This is a genomic window from Flavitalea antarctica (genome assembly GCF_054461535.1).
The window spans coordinates 561,812-584,337 of record NZ_JBTLQG010000001.1; the positions used below are offsets into that span (position 1 = coordinate 561,812).

The following is a 22,526-nucleotide window of genomic DNA, read 5'->3' on the forward strand; positions in this document are numbered from 1 at the left end:
GTCTGAAAAAGAGCTTTAATGATATGTTTTGAACAAAATCATATCACAATTAAATCCTGATACCATGAAAACACTTCTACCCCTGTTTTGTTTACTGATTCCGTTTACGTCCACAAACGCTCAAATAACATCGCCGGTGCTAAGAGCCAGCTTTGGAGTTGATGGAGATCTCCGCGCGAATTCTTTAAACGGCTTTAATACTTTCAATGACGACTGGTTTCGAAACGGCACGCCTGGTTCCGGTGTTTTTGTAATAGATACCACAGGTGCGGCCAGTATCGTTAGCAGGTATGCTACAGATCCAAGTTTCAGAAAGCTGCCCTTTTACCGAACGATGAGTTACCCGGCCTATACAACTATTACAAACCGGTTATTAATCGATGCTGTCTTTATCCGCGACTATCACGGGGATGACTCCACGATTTTTGCGAATGGTGCAAGCAAGAACGGGATGAGTCCGGCGGACTGGGCAACTCCTGTTGCGCAGTCGATTCCGGACAAAAACGATATCCTGGACATGGCCGTACACGTTAGGAGAGCGCTCGGTACTACAGGCACCGATTCATTGTGGATGGTTGGAGGAGTGTCAATCGAAAACACCACGGGGTCCAGGTATTTCGATTTTGAAATGTACCAAACAGATATTTATTACGATAGACCTTCCCAAAGATTTTATGGGTATGGGTCCGACGCTGGACACACAAGATGGCAATTTGATGCTTCCGGAAACATCACGGTCCCGGGAGATATTATTTTCACTGCAGAATTCAGTAGCTCAATCCTTACCGCAATGGAGCCCCGGATTTGGGTGGATCGGGCTGCATTATCTATAGTTCCCCAGGATTTTAGCTGGACCGGCAGTTTTGATGGAGCAACAGCGTCTTCGCAGTACGGTTACGCAGGCATACTTCCCAAAACAGCTGGTGTTTTTTATACCGGACTTGAAAGTAAAGTCGCCACCTGGGCAGGACCATTCCAGGTAGTGTTAGGTGACAATAGTGTTGCAACTGATTATACTCCGGGCCAGTTTATGGAATTTTCAGTGAACCTTACCAAACTTGGTCTTGATCCGGTCACCTTATTAGGAGGAAATGCCTGCGGTATGCCGTTCCGCAGGGTTCTGGTAAAAAGCCGGGCTTCCACCTCCTTTACAGCGGCTTTAAAAGATTTTGTTGGGCCATTCGATTTCTTTCTCGCGCCTAGGGCAAATACAGCAGCTGATATCCCGTTTTTTTGCGGTGCTATCGGTGTAAGCCATATCGAAGTCACTAACCCAATTTCAACTTCCATATATACCTGGTCTACCCCCGATGGAAATATTATAGGAAGTACTTCCGCACAGGGAATAGACGTAAATGCCCCGGGAACTTATATTGTAACTCAACAGTTGCAGAGTGGTTGTTCCGTTTACGCGACCGATACAGTGGTTGTTACTTTCGATGCCAACTGTGGTGTTCTTGAAACAAATCTTACAGGTTTCAGGGGAAGGGTTTACGACCGGCAGGTTCGGTTAGACTGGACCGTTACCCAAAATCAGGATATAGTTAATTTTGTTATTGAAAGAAGTTCGGATGGTGTGTCATTTAAGCCAATGTCAACACTACAGTCATACTCGACTCACACCCAGGTTATGAATTATGGAATCAATGACAATGTGCAGGAGTTGCCCACTTCGCACTTATACTACCGGCTGAAGATCAAACACAGAGATGGAAACGTAAAGTACACCAAGGCGATCAGCTTGTCTTTAGTAGAAAATAAAACAGACGTCGTCTCAATTAATCCAAATCCGGTACGAGATGTTATGAATATAACTATTTCTTCGGCAAAGGATAACAGGGGCCAGCTATTCATCTATGATTTAAAGGGCAGACTGGTGCGGACTGAAATTGTGAATATCCAAAAAGGAAATTCAGTAATCAGCATTACTGATTTAGAGAGCTGGCCGGCCGGTCTTTACTCTGTGACAGTAATCATGGGAGATGATCGCTTTGTAAAGAAGATGTTGCTCACAAAATAAGAATGTTGAGTGAAACCAAATGATCACTAAAGTTTTACTTATATGTGATACTTTTTTATCTATGAGATCGTTTATTTAAAATCCAATTACCATTCCATGAGAATCAGATCGATGTTTGTTTTCGCCCTTGTAACATCAGGATCTTACGTATTTGCACAATCAAATGCACCCGATGTCATCAACAGCGCAGGAGGTTCACATAAAAAAGGTTATTATATTATTGACTGGAGCGTTGGTGAGCCAGCACTTGTTACCACCATGGAAAGCCCTGGTTATATTGTTTCAAATGGATTTCTTCAACCATTTACTCACGATCCGGTCATAATCAATACCAATCAAATTTTTGGCGACGAGGAAATCCGCATCCTGCCAAATCCAACTTACAATGTATTGGAAGTGGATTTTCGGACAAGGCATCAGGGTCGTGTGACAATGATGTTGTTTGATGTTAACGGACATAAATTATTTACGAAAGACTTTAGAAGTTACGGGAATGGTTATATTCAAAAGATAGATATGACGGCTTACCAGCATGGCGCTTATTTTCTTCAAATAAATCTAAGCCCCAATTCCGGATTCACTAAGAAAACAGGATCATATAAAATAATTAAACTTAGATAGACCGTTAGAAAAACATTCTATCAACTACCCTTAAATCCAAATTTTATGAAGAAGCTGGTTCTTCTGTTCATTCATTCGTTTTTTTTAATTAACCTGATGGGGCAAGCTCCCGCCCTGATTAATTACCAGGGAGTTGCGCGGAATTCGGTTGGGAATGTACTCCCCGATCAAAGCATCCGTTTACGGTTATCCATACACGATAGTACTGCTTCGGGGAAAATCGTTTACCAGGAAAGCCGGACGCTGAAAACAAATTACTTTGGAATGTTTACCGTTGCCATCGGGAGCACCGGAGCCTCTGATGTCACAGGCACATTGGCCGGAGTGAGCTGGACCAATGGAGGCAACAAATTTCTCCAGGTTGAAATTGACCCCAGAGGGGGAAATTCATTGATTGACATGGGTACTGCTCAACTCCTGAGTGTACCATATGCATTAGCTGCAGGCAGTGCAGCGCCGAGCGGAAAAGCCAGCGGTGGGCTTGCCGGAACTTATCCTAATCCGACAGTCGCACACAATACGATTGGTACATCACATATAGTCGACAGTTCAATCACCGCCGCTAAACTCGCACGCGGCGTAATACCTGCAAGTATACCCGTAAGTGGCAACGCTGGCGGTGACTTACAAGGAATATATCCAAATCCGCAAATTGCTGCCGATGCTATCACCACAGCAAAGATTGTTGATGGTGGAGTTACAACTTCAAAGGTAGCCGATGGTGCAATTACTTTATCAAAGCTTGCACCAGGAGTAATTCCGACAAGCATACCACTAAGCGGAGCAGCAGGCGGCGATCTTGAGGGAACATATCCAAATCCTCTGGTTGTTGCAGGTGCAATCACAACAGCAAAAATTGCAGATAACTCAATCACGACAGCAAAAATTGCAGACAACTCAATCACGACATTAAAAATTGCAGACAACTCAATCTCAACTTCCAAAATTGCAGATAACACTGTCTCAACTTCCAAGATCACTGACGGATCGGTCACTGCAGCCAAACTGGCCCCCGGTGTGATTCCTACCAGTTTGCCGATAAACGGAACTGCGAGTGGAGACCTGGAGGGCACATACCCAAACCCTTCGGTTGCTGCCAGCGCAATCACAACAGCAAAAATTGCGGATGGGGCCATTACATCATCCAAAATCGCGGATGGTACTATAACATTATCAAAGCTTGGTGCGGGCGTCATTCCTACGTCTCTAGCTCCAACGGGTACTGCAAGCGGTGATTTAAGTGGAACTTATCCAAACCCGGTGATTGCTTCAGATGCCGTCTCAACTTCAAAGGTTGCTGATGGTGCTATAACAACTTCAAAGGTTGCTGATGGTGCAATAACAACTTCAAAGGTTGCTGATGGTGCAATTACTTTATCAAAGCTAGCACCAGGAGTAATTCCCACAAGCATACCACTAAGCGGAGCAGCAGGCGGCGATCTTGAGGGAACATATCCAAATCCTTCGGTTGTTGCAGGTGCAATCACAACAGCAAAAATCGCAGACAACTCAATCACGACAGCAAAAATTGCAGACAACTCAATCTCAACTTCCAAAATTGCAGATAACACAGTCTCAACTTCCAAGATCACTGACGGATCGGTCACTGCAGCCAAACTGGCCCCAGGTGTGATTCCTACCAGTTTGCCGATAAACGGAACTGCGAGTGGAGACCTGGAGGGCTCATACCCAAGCCCTTCGGTTGCGGCCAGCGCAATCACAACAACAAAAATTGCGGATGGAGCCATTACATCATCCAAAATCGCGGATGGAACTATAACAACATCAAAGATCGCGGATGGAACTATAACAACATCAAAGCTTGGTGCGGGCGTCATTCCTACATCGTTACCTCCAACGGGTACTGCAAGTGGTGATTTAAGTGGAACTTATCCAAACCCCGTGATTGCTTCAAATGCCGTCTCATCTTCAAAGGTTGCCGATGGTGCTATAACATCTTCAAAGGTTGCCGATGGTGCAATCACATCTTCAAAGGTTACTGATGGTGCAATCACAAATACGAAACTTGCGGATTTATCAGTGAGCACAGCAAAAGTAGAAGATGGATCAATTACAGCAAGCAAATTAGCACCCGGTTTAATAGTTGGAGGTTCATTCCCTTCCGGTTCAGCGGGTGGTGATTTAAGTGGCAATTATCCAAACCCGAATATCGCGTCAAATGCTATCACCAATAGTAAAATTGCTAATGGAGCAATCATTACTCCTAAGCTGGCTAATGACGCCGTCACCACTAATAAAATTGCCGACGGCGCTATCACAGCCGCAAAACTGGCACCGGGAGTAATACCCACAAGCATACCTGTTAGTGGAACAGCCGGTGGCGACCTGGAGGGATCTTATCCTAATCCTACAGTCATTGCAGGTGCAATCACTACAGCGAAAATTGCAGACAATTCCATCTCAACATCAAAAATTACTGATGGTGCAGTCACCGCATCAAAACTGGCACCGGGTGTTATCCCTACCAGTTTCCCAATAACCGGAACAGCTGGTGGCGACCTGGAGGGATCTTATCCTAATCCTACAGTCGTTGCAGGTGCAATCACTACAGCAAAAATTGCAGACAACTCCATCTCAACGTTAAAAATTGCCGATGGCGCGATCACTACCGGAAAAATTGCGGATGGATCAATATCTACTTCAAAAATCGCTGATGGATCAATATCGACTTCAAAAATCGCTGATGGTACTATAACATTGTCAAAGCTGGATGCAGGTATTATTCCTACAGCCTTACCCCCTACCGGCACTGCTACGGGCGATTTGTCCGGCGTTTACCCTAACCCGAGTGTTTCTAGGCTTCAGGGCACAACGGTGAGTAATACTGCCCCCTCAAGTGGCCAGGTATTGAAGTTTGACGGCTCACAATGGTTGCCATCTACCGATCTTACCGGAGGCTTTACCTTGCCTTATGTCGGAGCAATGACCGCTACTACTTCTTTAATCACCATAACCAATCCTGGTTCAGGTGCTGCGATTGAAACAGTTAATTCTTCCAACAGTGCCAATGTATCTGCGATTGTCGGAAAAATAACCTCAATAACCCCGGGTTTATATGCCTCAGGTTTGCGCGGGATCAATAGCGGCACAACAACCAATGGGTCTGGCGTTTGGGGATCACATGCAGCAGGCGGCCAGGGAGTTTATGGTTCTGCAGTTACCGGCAGTGGGGTGTATGGATCTGCAATAAGTGGCGTCGGACTTTATGGTAGCAGTATCTCGGGAAGTGGTATTTTTTCGACCAGTGATCAGGGAACTGCTGCATCGTTCGACATCTCGAATCCAGATAATTACAATGATGCACTATTTGTATCGCATAACGGTGGCGGTAATGGGATAAGTTCAATGGCAATGATCGGGAGCGGTGTAACAGGAACAACTTATTATCCGGATGGCACGGGGGTTACCGGTTTCAATTTTGGAGGAGGCGAAGGTGTATTCGGTTACGCAAGCAGCAATATCTCAAGTGGGGTCATAGGCCGCAACGATGATATATATGCAGGAGTTAAAGGTCTCAATAACGCGAATGGAGGCATCGGTATTCTTGCAGTTGCCAATGGACTGGGGAGCACTGGCGGGAACGCATTGGTTGCTGAACTTAAGGGATCCGGCACTGGAAACCTGGCAGTATTTAAACACAATAACTTACCTGTTGCCCGCATAGACCATACCGGTAAAGCGTATTTTAACGGAGGAACCCAGATAAGCGGTGCCGATATTGCTGAATACTTTGGTGTCGAGGGCAGTCGGACACAATATGAAGCGGGCGACGTACTGATCATTTCTGAAACTTCAGATAGGAAAGTCGAGAAATCAACATCTGCCTACTCTACCCTCGTCGCCGGCGTTTATGCCACAAGACCGGGAGTGATGCTTACTGAGGAAAATGCGGAACAGGACGAATTGGAGAAAATGGTACCCATGGGAGTCATTGGTGTCATCCCGACGAAAGTGTGCCTTGATGGTGGAATAATAAAAAGAGGTGACCTGATCGTTACATCTTCGCAGGCAGGAGTTGCTATGAAAGCAGATATTGATAAAGTAAAAGTCGGCCAGGTGTTGGGAAAAGCCTTGCAGGATTATAATCAGCAAGGAGTGGGAAAAATCAATGTTCTAATCAGTGTTAAATAGTTGATCATGAAATCAAATTTCAGCCTGAGATTCACGGTTATGTCTGTTGGATTTCTTTCCCTTGGCTTCACTGCCGTGGCGCAGGCCAGTGAAAAGCCAGCCTCGGAACTGTATGCAAATGTTGTCCGTAACCGGCAGATGGTTAAACCAATTACCTCATCTGACAAATTGGATCCCAAAAATCTGGCCAGTGAACAACAAATCCCGAACGCCAGGACTCCCCGTTTTAAAGAGGGGCCAAACGTAGGTTTTGTTCCACCTAAGTCGACGGAACCAGAAGAAAAAAGAAAGCTGCCAAGTAACGCAGTTATTCCAAAACAAAAATTTGAAGAGCGCAAGAAGCCAGTTAAGCCCGTAGTTCCTACGCCCCAGGAAGGCGTGGTGACAGGGCAATAGATCTGCCAGAGGGTTACCGTGCAGTTGAAACACCAATCCCCCGGGTTGTCCCGCATAACGTTTGACACGCAAGTGCGCCCGGGCCTGGTGTCCGGCAAAATATTCTATTGCACATAACCTTGAGCAATAAGCGCCGGCCATACCGCTGGCTGAATAGCGCCATTCATCTATTCCGCAGGATATCTACAAAATTTCATCTTTACCACAAACGGACAACGCTCCTTTTTTCCTCAATGGCGGATATCATCGCTCAGTAGTGTCTTTCTGTATTGGCCTGACGCAATCGCAAGAGCATTCTTAAATTGCGCTCAATGCGAATACCTGGCTCCTGCCCTCGCCCGTGATTAATAAATGGCTGTATCAAAAACGTACACAACCGGGCTAAAAGCGAACGTTACAACTTCGTCATTATCAATAAATCCTTCATAATCAAAAGAGTGAGCACTTGGCATTTTAATTGGAAAAAATCCTTATCTGGGGTAACCAGGATTTTTGAGAATTAATAAATACAGCTGCAAATGCTCATCAACTATTTCAAGATTGCCTGGAGAAATCTGGTTAAAAATAAACTTCACACAGCCATCAATATCGGCGGTCTGATCATAGGATTTACGATAGGTATTCTCGTGATCATGACCGTCTACTGGCAGCTGAACGCCGATAAATTTCACGTTGCGCGGAAAAAACTTTACCAGGCTTACCAGGTATACAATTTAAAAAATGGAGAGCAGGTAAATAATCAGTTCGATTTTGCCCCTGCCCAGGTATTCAGGGCAGAGGCTCCTGCTATCGAAAAATTGTCTTCCGTTGGCTATGCTGGTAGTAAAGTTCTTTATGGAGACAAAGAGCTTGATATCCCTGTAACTGTCGTGAGTTCGGATTTTCTTTCCATGTTCACTTTCCCGGTTATAACGTCAGCAAAGGCGAATCCCTTGTCTGAACTTACGGATGTTGTTATAACGGAACCTGTAGCAAAAAAGATTTTCGGGAAAGCTGACCCTGTGGGCAAAACGATCAAAGTGGAAATGGGCGATAATCTGCTGGACCTGGTCGTTAGTGCTGTATTGAAAGAAATACCAAATAACTCATCAATAAAATTTGAAGTACTCACAAGGGTGGAAAACCGGAGTGATTATGCGCAAAGAAGAAACAGCTGGGAAAACTCATTTCAAAATATTTATGTGCAGTTGAAGGACGGCGCAACAGCCAGCGATGCTGAAAAGGAACTGAAACAAATCAACCAGAAATACCTCGCCAGAGAATATAAAGACCTGCAGGCAAAAGGAGCCAGGCCGGATAGCCGAGGTGATATTTTCGCCACAAGGCTGCTTCCTATGGATGAGGTACATTTTTCTACCAGGGTGAACCACGGGCGGGCAGTTAGCCCCTTACAGGTATACTCCGTTCTTACAGTAGGACTGCTGATCATTCTGATTGCAAGTTTTAATTTTATAAACATCAACCTTGCAAATGCTTTCACAAGAACCAAAGAGATCGGTGTCAGAAAATGCCTCGGCGCTGCAAGGTCAAAACTTTTTTCACAACTCTGGAGCGAAAGCTTTATCGTGTGTTTAATCTCGTTCGTCCTTTCACTAATGCTGGTTCACATACTGATTGGCACTGTTGGGGTGAAGTTTAACCTGAACTATTCCTTTACAGAAGTATTGTGGAAGCCAGACTTTCTTCTACTTGGCGCTGGTTTGTTATTGTTCGTGTCACTCATCGCAGGTGGATATCCGTCCTGGATAATGATGCGATTTAAGGTTGTAGAAACATTAAAAGGAAACCTCACAATAAAAAGAAAGAGTATTCTCCGGAATTCCCTGATCGTGGTACAATTTACAATAGCATGTATAATGATCAGCTGTACTTATATTATCTATCAACAGTTTCAGCATCTTCAGAATGCTAACCTTGGAATAGAAACGACGCAGCTTATCAGCGTACCTCTCTCTAACCCTGATAAAGGACACGCCACGGTCGATAAACTTAGACTAAAACTGGCATCTGATCCCCATATTGCTTCGGTTACCGGAAGCAGCGTAAATATTGGCAAAGGCCTCGACAGACGAAGCACAAAAAGCGCGATCAATTTTGACTATGAAGGCAAAGAGATCCATACTGTTCTTGCATCTGTTGATTATGACTATGCGATAACATTTGGGTTGAAATTAATTGACGGCCGCGATTTTCAGAAAGGTTTTGCAGGCGATACTCTTCAAAATGTTGTTCTGACGGAATCTGCGGCAAAACAGTTTGGAAAACAGAATCTTGTTGGCCAACATATAAGACTGGACAGCAATTCGACACCCTGGCATGTGATCGGGGTGATACCCGATTTCCACATGTATTCAATGCGGGAAGAGATTCAGCCTCTTACCCTGACTTTGAATAAAAAGGACCGGTTGAATTATCTTTTCGTAAAAACTTCATCAACGAACCTTGTCGCCGGAATGAAAGCGGTAAAGGAAGCGATGGCTGAACTGGAGCCCGGAGTGGAATTTCGTGGCACTTATGTAGACGACAATGTGGCCCGTTGGTATGATGAAGAACAAACAATGTCGGTTGTTTTCAGTATTGCGGCCGGAGTTTCCACTTTGTTATCCTGCATGGGATTGCTGGCTATGGTACTCCTGATTATTCAACAGAGAGTTAAGGAAATCGGGGTTAGAAAAGTATTGGGAGCAAGTATTAAAAGCATTTCATTCCTGATCTCAAAGGATTTCGTTATTCTTGTTCTTATTGCTGTCGTGATCGCTACCCCGGTTTCATGGTTGATAATGAATGCCTGGTTACAGGACTTCCCTTACAGGATCAGTTTACAATTGTGGATGTTTGGACTTATAGCTATTGGTGCGTTGATCATTGCCCTACTAACAATTTGTGTGAATACGATAAAAGCTGCAAGACAAAATCCTGTAAACAGCTTGAGAACAGAATAAAGACATGCAGGGTTATGGGAACCAACTGATATTGTCACCACAAACAAAGTTTATGACACAAAGATCGTTCAACCTTGCAGCTTTATTGTTCCTCTGGCTTACATCTTTCAGCTATGCACAGGACAAAGCCAAAACACATCTACCCATAATTGATGTACATGTTCACGCGATGAAGGTGAACCCGGCTTTTGCAGCCGATATGTGCCCATGGTTCTTAAGCAACATGCCAGGAGGAGATCCAACTCAGCCAGCCCCGGTGTTCATCAATACCGATTGCGCCACGCCACTCAGGGCGGCCAGGACCGATAAAGAATTCCAGGATTCCCTGGTTGCAACCATGAAGCGACTGAACATGACCATTATTGCAAGCGGGGATGCCGGGATTATCCGCAACTGGCAAAAGGAAGTGCCGGGACGGGTTATTCCAAGCATCAGCTTAAGTTCATCGAAAGAAATGTCGGTGGTCGCATTTACCGACTCGCTGTCTTCCGGCTTTTATAAAGTAATGGGAGAAGTAGCACCCCAATACCAGGGAATGTCCCCAGGCGACACTTCATTAGATGCTTACTTCGCGGCAGCAGAGAAATTAAACATCCCGGTTGGAATACATATGGGCACCGGTGGTAATGGCACGATCAATATCAACAATCCCAAATACCGCGCGTCGATGGGCAATCCTTTGCTGCTGGAAGAGCTATTGGCAAGACACCCCAAACTGAAGATCTGGGTGATGCATGCCGGTTACCCAATGATCGAGCCGATGCTTGCATTGATGGGTGCCAACGCGTATGTCTATGTAGACATAGCTGGCATGATCTGGAGCTATCCCTTAGCAGAAGTTCACGGCTACATAAAACGGATTGTCCAGGCCGGCTTTGGCAAACGCATTCTTTATGGTACAGATCTGATGGTATGGCCAAAGTTGCTGGAAACTTCCATAGGCGTCATTGAAAATGCTGATTACCTGTCATTCGATCAGAAGCGGGACATTTTTTTCAACAATGCTGTTCGCTTTTTCAGGTTGGATGAATCGAAATATAAGTGATCGTTTTTACCTGATCGCATAAAAAAAGGGCCGCCCTGCATGAACGACCCTGATATTAACCAACACAAATACTATCTGCACAACACTGCCTTATTTTGGCATCAATACTTTGTTGATCACGTGAACTACACCATTGGAGCCCGTAAGATCAGCAGCAGTAACAGTTGCTCCATTGATCGTCACCTTACCATCTTTGATACGTACCATTAATTCACCGCCTTGCAAAGTTTTGATCTTTTGTCCATCTTTCAAATCTGCAGCTTTTACTGCACCTGATACAACATGGTAAGTCAATACCTTTGTGAGATCCTGCTTTTTATCAGGCTGCAATAAGCCATCTACAGCCCCTGCAGGGAGCGCTCCGAACGCGTCGTTAGTTGGAGCGAACACGGTAAATGGACCGGCACCCTTCAGCGTTTCTACAAGCCCCGCAGCTTTCACCGCTGCTACCAGTGTGGCATGATCAGCCGACCCTATAGCAATGTCTACAACATCTTTTGACTGGTTATAAAATTTGTCATTTGTTTTGCTGGTCGCCGCAACTAATACTCCAAAACTGAAAACACTGAACATTAAATACATGAATTTCCTTTTCATAATGCTTGCTTTAAAAATTTAAAATTTAAAAATTGTTATTATATAGATACCGGGTTAGTGACAGATCCGTTGTACAATGCGGAATGTTAATCACATGTTCAGCGCTATGCTTGTAACATGTATGAATAACAGCTTTACGGTCCCGGGGTTTACACATTTAGACCGAAGTGGTGTATATCGGGAGTGAACCGCCGCTTTTGAGGTGTCAGCAGCATTAGGTCTCTGCCCATGATCTGAATTGTGAAACGCGGTCGCGGCTTACGATAAGATCATCCTTAGGCAGATTTCCTTTAACACATAGTTTCAGACGATTATTAAAGTAAGGCCGGATGTGCTGAATCGCGTCAATATTGACGAGATACCGTCTGTTAACGCGGAAGAACTTATGTGGGTCCAGCGTTTCTTCCAATTTTTCCAAGGTCTGGTCGATGGTATAACGGTTGCCTTCATGATCCTGCAGGTACACAATCTTATTATCGGCCTCAAAAAGATGAACACAAGCTGTGTCAACAAAGATGAGCTTCTGACCAAGTTTTACAAGGAACCGCGATTTGTAGTTTGATGTATTGACATTGGTCAGCCTCGATAAAACCACCGGAAAATCTGCAGGCGGGAAATGATTAGCCAGGCTTTCATATTTCTGCATCGCGCCAGCCAGCGCTTCCAGCGTCAATGGCTTAAGAAGATAATGAATACTAAACACCGAAAAAGCTTCGATTGCATAATGATTGTATGCCGTTGTAAAGATCACTGGCTTCTGAATGGTGATCCTTTTGAAAATTTCAAAACTACAACCATCCGCAAGTGATATATCTAACAAAAGCAGATCGGGATGAGCATGGGTATTGAGGTATTGTACTGTCTCCTCTATGCTTTGAAGAACAGCAGCAACCTCAATGGAACTGTCATACTCCTTCAGCAGGATCTGTAAGCGACCCGCGGCCAGCACTTCATCCTCAACAATTAATACCTGCATATAAATTAGTTTACCTCGAGCAATGGGATGGATATTTCAAATTGCTCAGATGTTTTATTGATTTTTATATCACTACCATTCAGAAGATGGTATCTTTTGCTGATGTTTTGCAAACCAATCTGTGTTGATGGCTCGATCGACTGCTTCGGTTGCAGGTTGTTGCTGACCGTAAGGAACGTATTACCTGACACGAAAATCCTGATCCGTAATGGTTTTGCAAGTGAGATAACGTTATGTTTGATGGCATTTTCGATCAACATTTGCAACGCGACGGGAATAATGTACTGGTCCTTATAGTGATTCTCAATATTGATATCGACCCTGAGCCCACTGGCGAATCGTTTTTCAAGCAAAAAGATATATGGTCCGATTACTTCAAGCTCAGATCTCAACAGCACCAGTTCGGATTCCTGGTTACTCAGAATATAACGGTACACTTTTGAAAACTCTTCTATAAAATGATTCGCATCCGGGTTATCCTGGATTACCATTGAAGAAAGCACATTCAGGTTATTAAAAAGAAAATGGGGATTAACCTGGTTCCTGATGAGCTGAAGTTGGGCCTGGCTGCTGATCCGCCTGAGCTCCTCGGCCTCCATCCATTGTGTTTTATAATCATTAAAATAAAGAAAGATGGTGTTCAACAGATGCAGGAAAAGATTTGCCAGGGTAGCATAAATAAGATTCAGTTTAAAAGGCTGAACATTTTCACTAATTGGCAAACCGAGCAAAAACACCCCGGTGAGGGAGACCATCAATAGAGTGGCCAGGCCAGCCAGCACGTTACCTGCAAGAAAAAAATAAATAACAAATTTTATTTTATGACCGCCCGAAGGAATCATCTTCCACAGAATCCGTTCCAGTAACCGGTTTCCTTCCCAGACTATAAAGGTAATGCCGGTGATAGTAAACAGTGCATGATACCATGATACCGGAATCCTGAAATAAAAATACACCTCACACAACAGTGTATTAATGAGTGTATAACAACTCAACATTAGAATAAATAAATACCGGTAACGGTGGGCAAACATTCAGTTTTGATTGAAACATCAGCGCCTTTAGGGGCGCTGATGTAATGGTTATTTATAGCATACCTGATTTTATGGTATCAACACTTTATCAATCGCATGTATGACACCGTTTGATGCCATAACATTGGTAACAACAATATTCGATGCAACCGGGCTCGAGTTGCCTTTAACCTTTGCGCCACCGCCAAGTGTAATGGTAACTGTTGCACCTCCGGCAGTAGCAGGCTTCGCACCTTCTGTCAGATCAGATGAAAACACTCTTGCCGGTACTACATGGTACAACAAAATATTCTTCAAAGTGTTTGCATCAGCTGCCTGTATTGAAGCAATTGTCGGAAAGCCGGCATCAATGAAGGCCTGGTTGACCGGCGCAAATACAGTCAATGGTCCTGCTGCCTTCAACGCGCCCGAAATACTGGTACCACTTGCATCTGCCCTCGTTACTGCAGCAACGAGGTAAGAAAAATTGGGATTTGCTCCTGCAATGCCAACTATATCTACCCCGCCCGATGGGATAAGGACCCTGTCGATAACATGTATGACCCCGTTGGAAGCATTGACATCTGCTGATTTCACCTTAACCCCGTTCACATAAACTCCGTTTGTATTGCGGGTAACAAAAATATTTTCCCCATCAAGGGATGCTACCGGTGCATTTGGCCCGGCGGGAACTGCGCTTGACGCAACCCTCGTTCCCAGCACATGATATTGAAGTACTTTTTTCAACAGCGTAACCCCTGCGGCGTTCAAAGCATTGATTTTGGCTTCTGTGTCAAGATCCGGTGTACCATCACCATTAAGATCAAGTAATTTGAACGCTGCATCGTCCGGTGCGAAAACAGTAAGATTAGTGGTGTTGTTTAATGTCTCTGCAAGACCTGCCTTGATTACCGCAGCTTCCAGCAATGTAAAGTCAGGACTGGCAACTACCGTTTCAGTAACTGTTAATGTTTTAGCGTCTTCTTCATCATCGTCCTTATCGCATCCAACCAGGAACATGGAAGCTGCAATGATCATAGCGTAGGCAGACTGCCTTGTGGTGTGAGTTAATTTCATAAATAATTCGTTTATGTGACTAACACCTGAGCTTCGTCGCGGTTTGAGTGATTTAACCCAGCCGCATCTAAAAAGGAGTGAACGGGCAAATTCGTGGAGTGAGCGGTTGGAGCGAATCGAATAACCCCGGTTAACCTCATCCCTCCTAAAGCAAATCAATTTCTGTTTAACCTTGCCCGAACATCTGGTATGGAAACTTAAACAAACATAACCGGGCCATGATTTTATTGCTTGGGACCAATCTGAGGTTATTAATAACATACTGTTGTGAAATTATGAGATTTTCACTTACTTTGTAGTCCAGAGTACTTTTATATAGATAGCACTCGACCGTTATGTTATGAGCCTGTCAAACAGAATTAAACATACATACCTTGAAGCAAAGGGGAATGAATGGTTTCACTATTTTGCCGTTTTCTGCCGGATCGCATTGGCCGCGGGATTTATTCCATCAGGATTTGTAAAGATTATGGGCGAAAGATTTGCCAGCGGATTATCAGCTAATCATCCTATGGGCCACTATTTGCAGGCACTTTACGAAACAGGCTACTACTACTCATTTATCGGAATTTCACAGTTAATAATTGCTTTTTTATTACTGATTCCAAGAACAGCACTTCTGGGTGCTCTGCTGTATTTTCCTATTATCCTGAATATTTGTATCCTGGCTTATGCGGTAAGATTCGAAGGCACCCGCATCACCACATTAATGGTGCTGGCCAATATATACTTATTGGTTTGGGATTATGACAGGATAAAACATATTTTACCATTTAAGCGATCCGAACAAGATAGTTACCCAGCCAGGAAAAAAGTGTCGGGTAAGAAATTTCCGCTCCGATTTTTCAGTTGTGCCCTTGCAACAATAGCTGGAGTAATAATTATAAACCATTTTCTGTATGACATCCGACCTGGTAATTCGCTGATTGAGTGCACAAATGGATGTGCTGACAAAAACGATCCAAAGTCCTGTTTAGATTTTTGCGATTGCATTCACAATCAGGGTAAACAGCTTCAAGACTGCCTGACCGAGTATAACAAGGCAAAATAAAAGGAATGGATCAGCAGGCTTCTTGCCGGTTTTCTAAATTCCTCTTTTCAAATAGTTTTTCAAATAATCACATAATTATTCCAATAGTCGCGTGTGTCAATCCGGGTGCAGCAACGTTGAAGTTATGATTAGCGGATGGTTTTGTCAGTGAATTGAATGTAGCTTTCATCAGCAAACTCTTTGAAGTAGAAAATTTCAAAAACGATTTTTAATAAAATAATTTGCAGTCTATTTAATATGTCCTCTTTATCGCCTGTAAGTGTCAAAACAAGCTTTGTTTCATTTTCACTTAAATTAAAACCTAAGTTTTTAAAAGACGTCATTTTGTCGTCATGAAGGATCCATCTTTTTGTATGCTGTTTAACATTTGGCAACGTAACTTTTAGTACATTGTTTGAATAACTAAACCCCAAAAAGAAATTATCGGTTTTTTTGAGAATCAGCTTTAGGTTTTTAATTTTCTTGTCTACTAACTTTTTAAGAATGTTGTCAAGGAAGCTTTCGTTTCCTGCAAGTCTGGTCCGGCCGGTAATTTGATTTAGATTTTCTAACTCTTCCTTTTCCCTTTGAAGCTTTCTTTCTAAGTATTCCTTCACATAGTCAGACCATTCAGCTTCTATTCGTTTTTGTATGCCTGCAATTCGTCTTTGTGTAAAATCTTTCTTATCATATAGTGTATCATAAATGTTATGCAGAGTATGGAGCCTACGATTTAATTGGTACAAGGCTTTTGAATGGTAGTGTGCCATTAAATATTCCGTCTCTGCTAAGCATTCGTCAATAAGTCTTTGAAGTCGATTTTTTTCTTCTTCACATAATGAAATTAAAAGTTCAAGTTGATTGTCTACCATAGTGATTCAAGCTAGATGCTGACGATGAAATTTTTGCTATTGCGTAATATCTTTCGTTTCAATATATAAAAATTCCTGCTTGTTTAAACCCATATTACTACCCGTAAACTAACATATGTTATGGCATACGCATTGCAACGATTTTCTGGCGAAATTTTTCAGATTCTTTATCGGATTTCGCAAAAAATCACGCCTTTTATAAATTTCAACACCGAAGGTTTATGCACAATTATGTGGCATTTTATAATTAATTTCATCCCGAAAAAAATACTAAAACGATAGTTTAACGTAATCCATTTTCGATTTATTTCCCCGTGCCATTTGAAATTAATAAACCGATTGCTTTTTGTTAAAGAGTATCACTTAGTACTGTTCATATTGTGTCTTTACTTGGAGGAAGGCACCATATCAACCGTCAGCTTCTCAGTAGTTTGAAGGCAATAATATAAACAGGCATCATTCAATTTACCGCGAATGAAAAGTACTGCTTCTTGTTTCTTATCAATATTCCATTCTTACTTCATTGATGAATTTGGACAGAAGTGTATTAATCTGGAGCACCGAAATTGTATATAACAACACGGCATTATCTGCTCTTATTCACTGATTATAACCAGAGATTACTAACCACCTTATATTAATTATTTAATAAACTATTAAATCATAAATCTTAAGAATGCATACTCACGCGCTAACAATTGCTTTATCGTTAACACTCGCAAGTTTCACCAGTTATTCTCAAACAACACAACCCACTATTATAGAAGATTTCAAACCTTCCGCATTAAATCAGCCAGGGCAGGAATATCCACAAGTAAATTCACAGGGATATGCGCGTTTCAGAATTCTGGCACCTTCCGCAGATAGCGTAAGAGTGAGCCTTGGCCTGGGTGGACGAGGGGGCACTAAACTCAAACAATTACCAGATACCTCCTGGATGGGTACTACCGAAGGACCATTGGATGAGGGTTTTCACTATTATAATGTAAGGATTGATGGTGGAAAATTTAATGATCCCGGCGCAATGAATTACTATGGTTCGGTACGGTGGGAAAGCGGTATCGAAATACCGGCACATGATCAGGATTTCTATGCGCTTAAAAATGTTCCTCATGGTAATGTTATTCAAGTGCTTTTCCCTTCACCAAGCACAAATACTTCCCGGCGTGCTTTTGTTTACACTCCTCCCGGTTATAATACGAGTTCAAAGAAAAATTATCCCGTATTATACCTCCAGCATGGATGGGGCGAGGACGAAACCGCCTGGAGTAACCAGGGACGAGCCAATTTAATTATGGACAACATGATTGCCGAAGGAAAAATTGAGCCCTTTATCATCGTGATGACATATGGAATGACCAACGAAGTGAAATTTGGTGGAATCAGAAATTTTAAAATAGAGCCCTTTCAAACCGTGTTGATCGATGAATTGATTCCCTACATAGATGCGAATTTCCGCACTATTGCCAAACAATCGCATCGTGCAATGGCCGGGCTATCAATGGGTGGCATGGAAACTCACACCATTACGCTTAATAAGCCCGATGTATTTTCCTACTTTGCCCTGCTCAGCGGCGGCACTTACAACCCGGCTGAAATAAAGGATAAGTCGAAAGTGAAACTTATTTTCCTGAGCTGCGGTAGCAAAGAAAGACCTGATGCAGTTAACAACGCTGCTGTCGCACTTAAAGAAGCTGGTATAAATGCTGTGTCGTATATATCTCCGAATACCGCTCACGAATTTCTTACCTGGCGCCGCAGCCTCCATGTATTAGCACCACTATTATTTAAAAAATAATGATTTATTCAAGAGAAAAAATTGCGGGATTTTGTACCGCCCTGAAATTTAGTCTTGCCACATGATTATTAAAGCAACGCCAATCAAAACGACCGGTGTCTTTGTTATATTCCTATGCCTGATTGCTTATTTAAGCTGTAATACAGGTACTTCCGGGCACAATTATACCACCTGGTCGCAGTATGGCGGCGGGCCGGACCAGTCAAGATATTTCGCCGCCGAAGAAATCACAAAGGTAAACGTTAACCAGTTGCAGGTTGCCTGGACCTACCCAACTGAGGATAATATTCCGTATATGTTTCAACCTATTGTTGTAGACACTATAATGTATGTATACGGGAAAAATTCATCGCTTATTGCCTTGAGTATTATAACCGGAAAGGAAATCTGGATTCATACAAACCTGCAAGGGCTTTCAAGAAGAGGGATCAATTATTGGGAAAGCAAGGACGGAAAAGACAAACGCCTGGTATTTACATTGAATAATTCTATCCAGGAAATCGACGCTATCACCGGGAAATCCATCAAGGCTTTTGGAGATAGCGGAGCCGTGGATATGAGGGTTGGGCTTGGTCGTGACCCGACTTCGATCCGGAGGATGCAGGCCATGATGCCGGGAGTAATATACCAGGATCTGATAATTATGGGTTCAGCCCCGGGGGAAGGCTACTTTTCGCCACCGGGTTATATCAGGGCATATAATGTTATCACCGGTAAACTTGAATGGACCTTTCATACCATACCTCAACCGGGTGAGTTCGGATATGACACCTGGCCAAAAGATGCGTATAAATATGTTGGCGGGGTAAATGTCTGGAGTGAGATGTCAGTTGATGTAGACAGAGGCATAGTCTTTCTGCCGCTTGGATCTCCAACTTATGATTATTATGGAGCTGATCGTTTAGGTAGCAACTTGTTTGGTAATTCGTTGGTAGCACTGAACGCCGTCACCGGCAAACGCATCTGGCATTTTCAGACCGTACACCACGACATATGGGACTATGACCTTTCCGCTGCTCCGCAGTTAATAACTGTGAACCGGGATGGAAAGAAGATTGATGCAGTGGCCGTTGCTACTAAACATGGTTTTGTGTTTGTGTTCAACCGTGAAACCGGGGAGCCGGTATTTCCTATTAACGAAACATCATTTCCGGCAAGTGATATGCCCGGTGAAAAAGCCTCGCCAACACAGCCGGTTTCATCTTTGCCATCTTTTACCCGGCATGAAGTAACAAAGGAAACATTAAATCCTTTTTTTCCAGATAGCGTAAGAAACAGATGGCTAAAACGATTAGATGCTGCTAAATCCGGACTGTACCAGCCCTTATCTGATAAACACGAAACAATCGCAATGCCCGGTGCATTGGGTGGAGCTAACTTTGGAAACACTGCCGCAGATCCAAAAAACGGAATGTTATATATCCTGACCCAGGAGCATGCCTCCATATACAAGCTTCAAAAAGTGGAACCTCCGAAAATTGAACTATCGGATAATGACCTGAAAAAAATCAAAACTTTTTACAACTCGAATTGTCAAAGTTGTCACGGCGATAAAATGCAGGGATTAGTGGGCCCGTCGCTGATCAACATTGGCCAGCGTATTTTTTATGATGAATTCAAAAATATTGTTCAGAATGGCCGCGGCAGGATGCCGGGGATTACCCACGTAGATGAACAAACGCTAAACGCCTTGTTTCGTTATATGGGCGGTATTCCTCGTAGTTTCAATTTTCCCGGAAGAAGGAGTGATTCAAAAACAGTAACCGGGCCTATAGTTGATTCAGGCGGGGCGCGTTTAAAACAGGATGCCAGCACCGGAACTCCCATGTCGGATTACCCAGAAGGGGTAGATCATCCAGTCGATCGCTATACAACAGACTATGGAACAGAGTGGATGGGCCTGGCCGCACCACCCTGGTCATCTATCCTTGCTTATGATTTAAACAAGGGGACCATTAAATGGAAAACTCCGGTTGGTGAAGACTCAGCTTATGTTAAGGGAGATAAATCGAAAGGGGCACCTGGCGGGGTGTTGAGAAAGGGCATGGTGGTTACCTCTGCCGGGATTGTTTTTGCAACCGCTAAAGGCGGCAAACTTTATGCGTTTGACGCTGATGATGGCAAAGTATTGTGGGAAACTACATTAAGCAACGAAGTGCTGGGGCAGCCGACCATGTACAGCTACAATGGAAAAGAATACCTGGTGGTTAATGCGAGCGGAAACTTTAGTCCTGATAGTTATAACCATTCAGTAAAACCCGGCGCAAATAAAAAAGGTTATATAGTATACGCACTTCCCCGTAAAAAATAACAAACACAAAATATATAATAATTTTTCAAATTTCTAACTTATCACATCATTATGAAACAATTGACTGCAATAATACTCATGGTACTTTCAGCAGGTGCTTCTACGGCGCAAATTGTTAATGAACGTATTATCCACAATGATCCATCTAAGTATAAAACGTTAACTGCTGTGCATGCAGGCGCAGGGCAAATGGCATTTACCCAATTAATTGGCCGAAGTGAACTGGCCACTAATTTTCTTTACCTGCATTCGGGTATTATTAATGCAAAATCAGGAATTGGTCATCACTTCCATCATACGATCGAAGAAATGTATGTTCTGCTAAATGGTGAAGCTGAGTTTACCATAAACGGAAGAACTTCAACAATAAAGGCACCGGCAGTTGTTCCCTGCAAAATGGGTGATGCCCATGCAATTTATAATTCCTCTAAGGAACCAGTCCGGTGGTTGAACTTTGCCGTGAGTGAAACAAAAAGCAAGTCAGATAATTTTGACCTACTGGATACGCGGGCTGGTGCAGCTTTAGACCGGGTTCCGGTGTTTGTATCGGGCAGGCTGGAAGTTGATAAATTAAAACCAGCCAAACCAACCACCGATGGAAATGTTCTGGCTTATCGCCGTGTTTTTGGCCCTGATATTTTTAGTACAGATTGGCATCATGTGGATCATCTGTCTATAGCACCTGATAGCACAAGCGGGCTGCGTACTCTTGATGGTATTGAGGAAGTCTATTATGTAGTTAAAGGTACCGGCACCGTCTCAATAAATAATCAAAAGTTCAGCCTTAAAGCAAATGATGCTTTTTATGGAAAGCTTGGCGAGAAAATATTTTTGGTTGGCAACAGTAAAGAAACACTCGAATTGCTGGTCATAGGTATTGCTGTATCGAAAGATAAGATCCACAATATATCAAAGCCATTGTCTAAACCCAAAGCAATGGCCTTACAAATGGATTTCGTCGTTCCGAAAGAAAATGCAGCAGCCTTTGAAAAGATGTATTATTCTGTCTACGTCCCTGCTATGACAGTACAGCAAGGCTATCTCGGTTCAAAATTATTACGTCTTTTTTCTGAAGAGCTTGCAAAAACGATACAAGCCGAGTCAACAACCTACAACTATCAGATCCAGATCTCATTTGATACAGAAGAAAACCGTAGAAAATGGGTTGCCAGCGAACAACATAAAATCGCTTGGCCGGCAGCCTCCGGCCTTGCAAAAGAATTTAAGTGGCGTGGTTACGATGTAATGGGTGATGATGATCAGCAATAAAGGCTGTAAGCAAAAATTTTACTTTGAATTGTTTTCATATATTCGTTATCAACCAAATCACTTTAGCATGAAATATCTTTTTAGCCTTATACTGGTTTTCGCGTGTTTAATTACGTTTGCTCAAAACACTATTGATGGCAAGTGGAAAGGCTCGCGCGAAACACCAAATGGAACTATAGAAATCAATTACACTTTTAAAGTTGAAGGAAAGGAACTGAAAGGAACCTGGAAAAGTCAATTTGGTGAAACTACGATAGACAGTGGAAAGGTTGATGGAAAGAAATTTTCATATAGCATTACGCTGAATGATATGACCATTAAAAGTGCCGGAGAAGTTGTTAATGAAAATGAACTATTGATTAAAAACGAAAGAGGTGAAATGAAACTTACGAGGGTAAAAGAGTAAG

At 43.1% G+C, this 22,526-nt stretch carries 16 protein-coding genes; 11 read left to right on the plus strand and 5 right to left on the minus strand.

Translation table 11 applies throughout. The features are described 5' to 3' along the window. The first annotated feature begins 64 nt into the window (after positions 1-64). The 6 genes from ACX0G7_RS01905 (at position 65) to ACX0G7_RS01930 (ending at position 11,176) form a co-directional block, all read left to right on the plus strand. Positions 65-2,020 (plus strand): T9SS type A sorting domain-containing protein, encoded by a 1,956-nt coding sequence (locus ACX0G7_RS01905; protein ID WP_458921715.1) that lies wholly within the window; start codon positions 65-67, stop codon positions 2,018-2,020. 96 nt (positions 2,021-2,116) lie between these two features. Beyond that, positions 2,117-2,641, plus strand: coding sequence for a T9SS type A sorting domain-containing protein (locus tag ACX0G7_RS01910; protein WP_458921716.1), 525 nt, complete (start codon positions 2,117-2,119; stop codon positions 2,639-2,641). 45 nt (positions 2,642-2,686) lie between these two features. Further along, positions 2,687-6,793 carry a beta strand repeat-containing protein gene (locus tag ACX0G7_RS01915; protein ID WP_458921717.1) on the plus strand — a complete coding sequence of 1,369 codons (4,107 nt, stop codon included), beginning with the start codon at positions 2,687-2,689 and terminating at the stop codon, positions 6,791-6,793. 6 nt (positions 6,794-6,799) lie between these two features. Further along, entirely contained in the window at positions 6,800-7,189 is a 390-nt protein-coding gene (locus ACX0G7_RS01920; protein WP_458921718.1) for a hypothetical protein, read from the plus strand. A 518-nt stretch (positions 7,190-7,707) separates the two neighbouring features. Beyond that, positions 7,708-10,131, plus strand: coding sequence for an ABC transporter permease (locus ACX0G7_RS01925; protein ID WP_458921719.1), 2,424 nt, complete (start codon positions 7,708-7,710; stop codon positions 10,129-10,131). Positions 10,132-10,183: 52 nt separating this feature from the next. Continuing rightward, positions 10,184-11,176 (plus strand): amidohydrolase family protein, encoded by a 993-nt coding sequence (locus ACX0G7_RS01930; protein WP_458921720.1) that lies wholly within the window; start codon positions 10,184-10,186, stop codon positions 11,174-11,176. 90 nt (positions 11,177-11,266) lie between these two features. On the opposite strand, the gene ACX0G7_RS01935 is transcribed toward ACX0G7_RS01930, so the two are convergent. From ACX0G7_RS01935 to ACX0G7_RS01950, 4 genes are all read right to left on the minus strand, one after another. Then, the gene (locus ACX0G7_RS01935; protein WP_458921721.1) at positions 11,267-11,773 is read right to left on the minus strand and encodes a fasciclin domain-containing protein; all 507 of its coding nucleotides are present in this window, start codon (positions 11,771-11,773) and stop codon (positions 11,267-11,269) included. Positions 11,774-11,987: 214 nt separating this feature from the next. Then, positions 11,988-12,749, minus strand: a complete 762-nt coding sequence (locus ACX0G7_RS01940) for a LytR/AlgR family response regulator transcription factor (RefSeq protein ID WP_458921722.1) — start codon at positions 12,747-12,749, stop codon at positions 11,988-11,990. Between the two features lie 5 nt (positions 12,750-12,754). Continuing rightward, positions 12,755-13,783 carry a sensor histidine kinase gene (locus tag ACX0G7_RS01945; RefSeq protein ID WP_458921723.1) on the minus strand — a complete coding sequence of 343 codons (1,029 nt, stop codon included), beginning with the start codon at positions 13,781-13,783 and terminating at the stop codon, positions 12,755-12,757. Between the two features lie 69 nt (positions 13,784-13,852). Continuing rightward, positions 13,853-14,839 carry a fasciclin domain-containing protein gene (locus ACX0G7_RS01950; protein WP_458921724.1) on the minus strand — a complete coding sequence of 329 codons (987 nt, stop codon included), beginning with the start codon at positions 14,837-14,839 and terminating at the stop codon, positions 13,853-13,855. A 340-nt stretch (positions 14,840-15,179) separates the two neighbouring features. On the opposite strand from ACX0G7_RS01950, the gene ACX0G7_RS01955 reads away from it, so the two are divergent. Next, a complete protein-coding gene (locus tag ACX0G7_RS01955) occupies positions 15,180-15,890 on the plus strand; it encodes a hypothetical protein (protein WP_458921725.1) in 711 nt (236 codons plus the stop codon). A gap of 128 nt (positions 15,891-16,018) precedes the next feature. On the opposite strand, the gene ACX0G7_RS01960 is transcribed toward ACX0G7_RS01955, so the two are convergent. Continuing rightward, positions 16,019-16,741: a hypothetical protein gene (locus ACX0G7_RS01960; protein WP_458921726.1), complete on the minus strand. Its 723-nt coding sequence runs from the start codon at positions 16,739-16,741 to the stop codon at positions 16,019-16,021. A gap of 676 nt (positions 16,742-17,417) precedes the next feature. Here ACX0G7_RS01960 and ACX0G7_RS01965 point away from each other — a divergent pair. The 4 genes from ACX0G7_RS01965 (at position 17,418) to ACX0G7_RS01980 (ending at position 22,525) form a co-directional block, all read left to right on the plus strand. Then, complete coding sequence (locus ACX0G7_RS01965; RefSeq protein WP_458921727.1) at positions 17,418-18,539, plus strand: alpha/beta hydrolase; 1,122 nt, start codon at positions 17,418-17,420, stop codon at positions 18,537-18,539. Between the two features lie 61 nt (positions 18,540-18,600). Then, the gene (locus ACX0G7_RS01970) at positions 18,601-20,850 is read left to right on the plus strand and encodes an outer membrane protein assembly factor BamB family protein (protein WP_458921728.1); all 2,250 of its coding nucleotides are present in this window, start codon (positions 18,601-18,603) and stop codon (positions 20,848-20,850) included. Between the two features lie 51 nt (positions 20,851-20,901). Beyond that, entirely contained in the window at positions 20,902-22,119 is a 1,218-nt protein-coding gene (locus ACX0G7_RS01975) for a cupin domain-containing protein (protein ID WP_458921729.1), read from the plus strand. Between the two features lie 67 nt (positions 22,120-22,186). Beyond that, positions 22,187-22,525: a hypothetical protein gene (locus ACX0G7_RS01980; protein WP_458921730.1), complete on the plus strand. Its 339-nt coding sequence runs from the start codon at positions 22,187-22,189 to the stop codon at positions 22,523-22,525. Position 22,526: the final 1 nt, after the last annotated feature.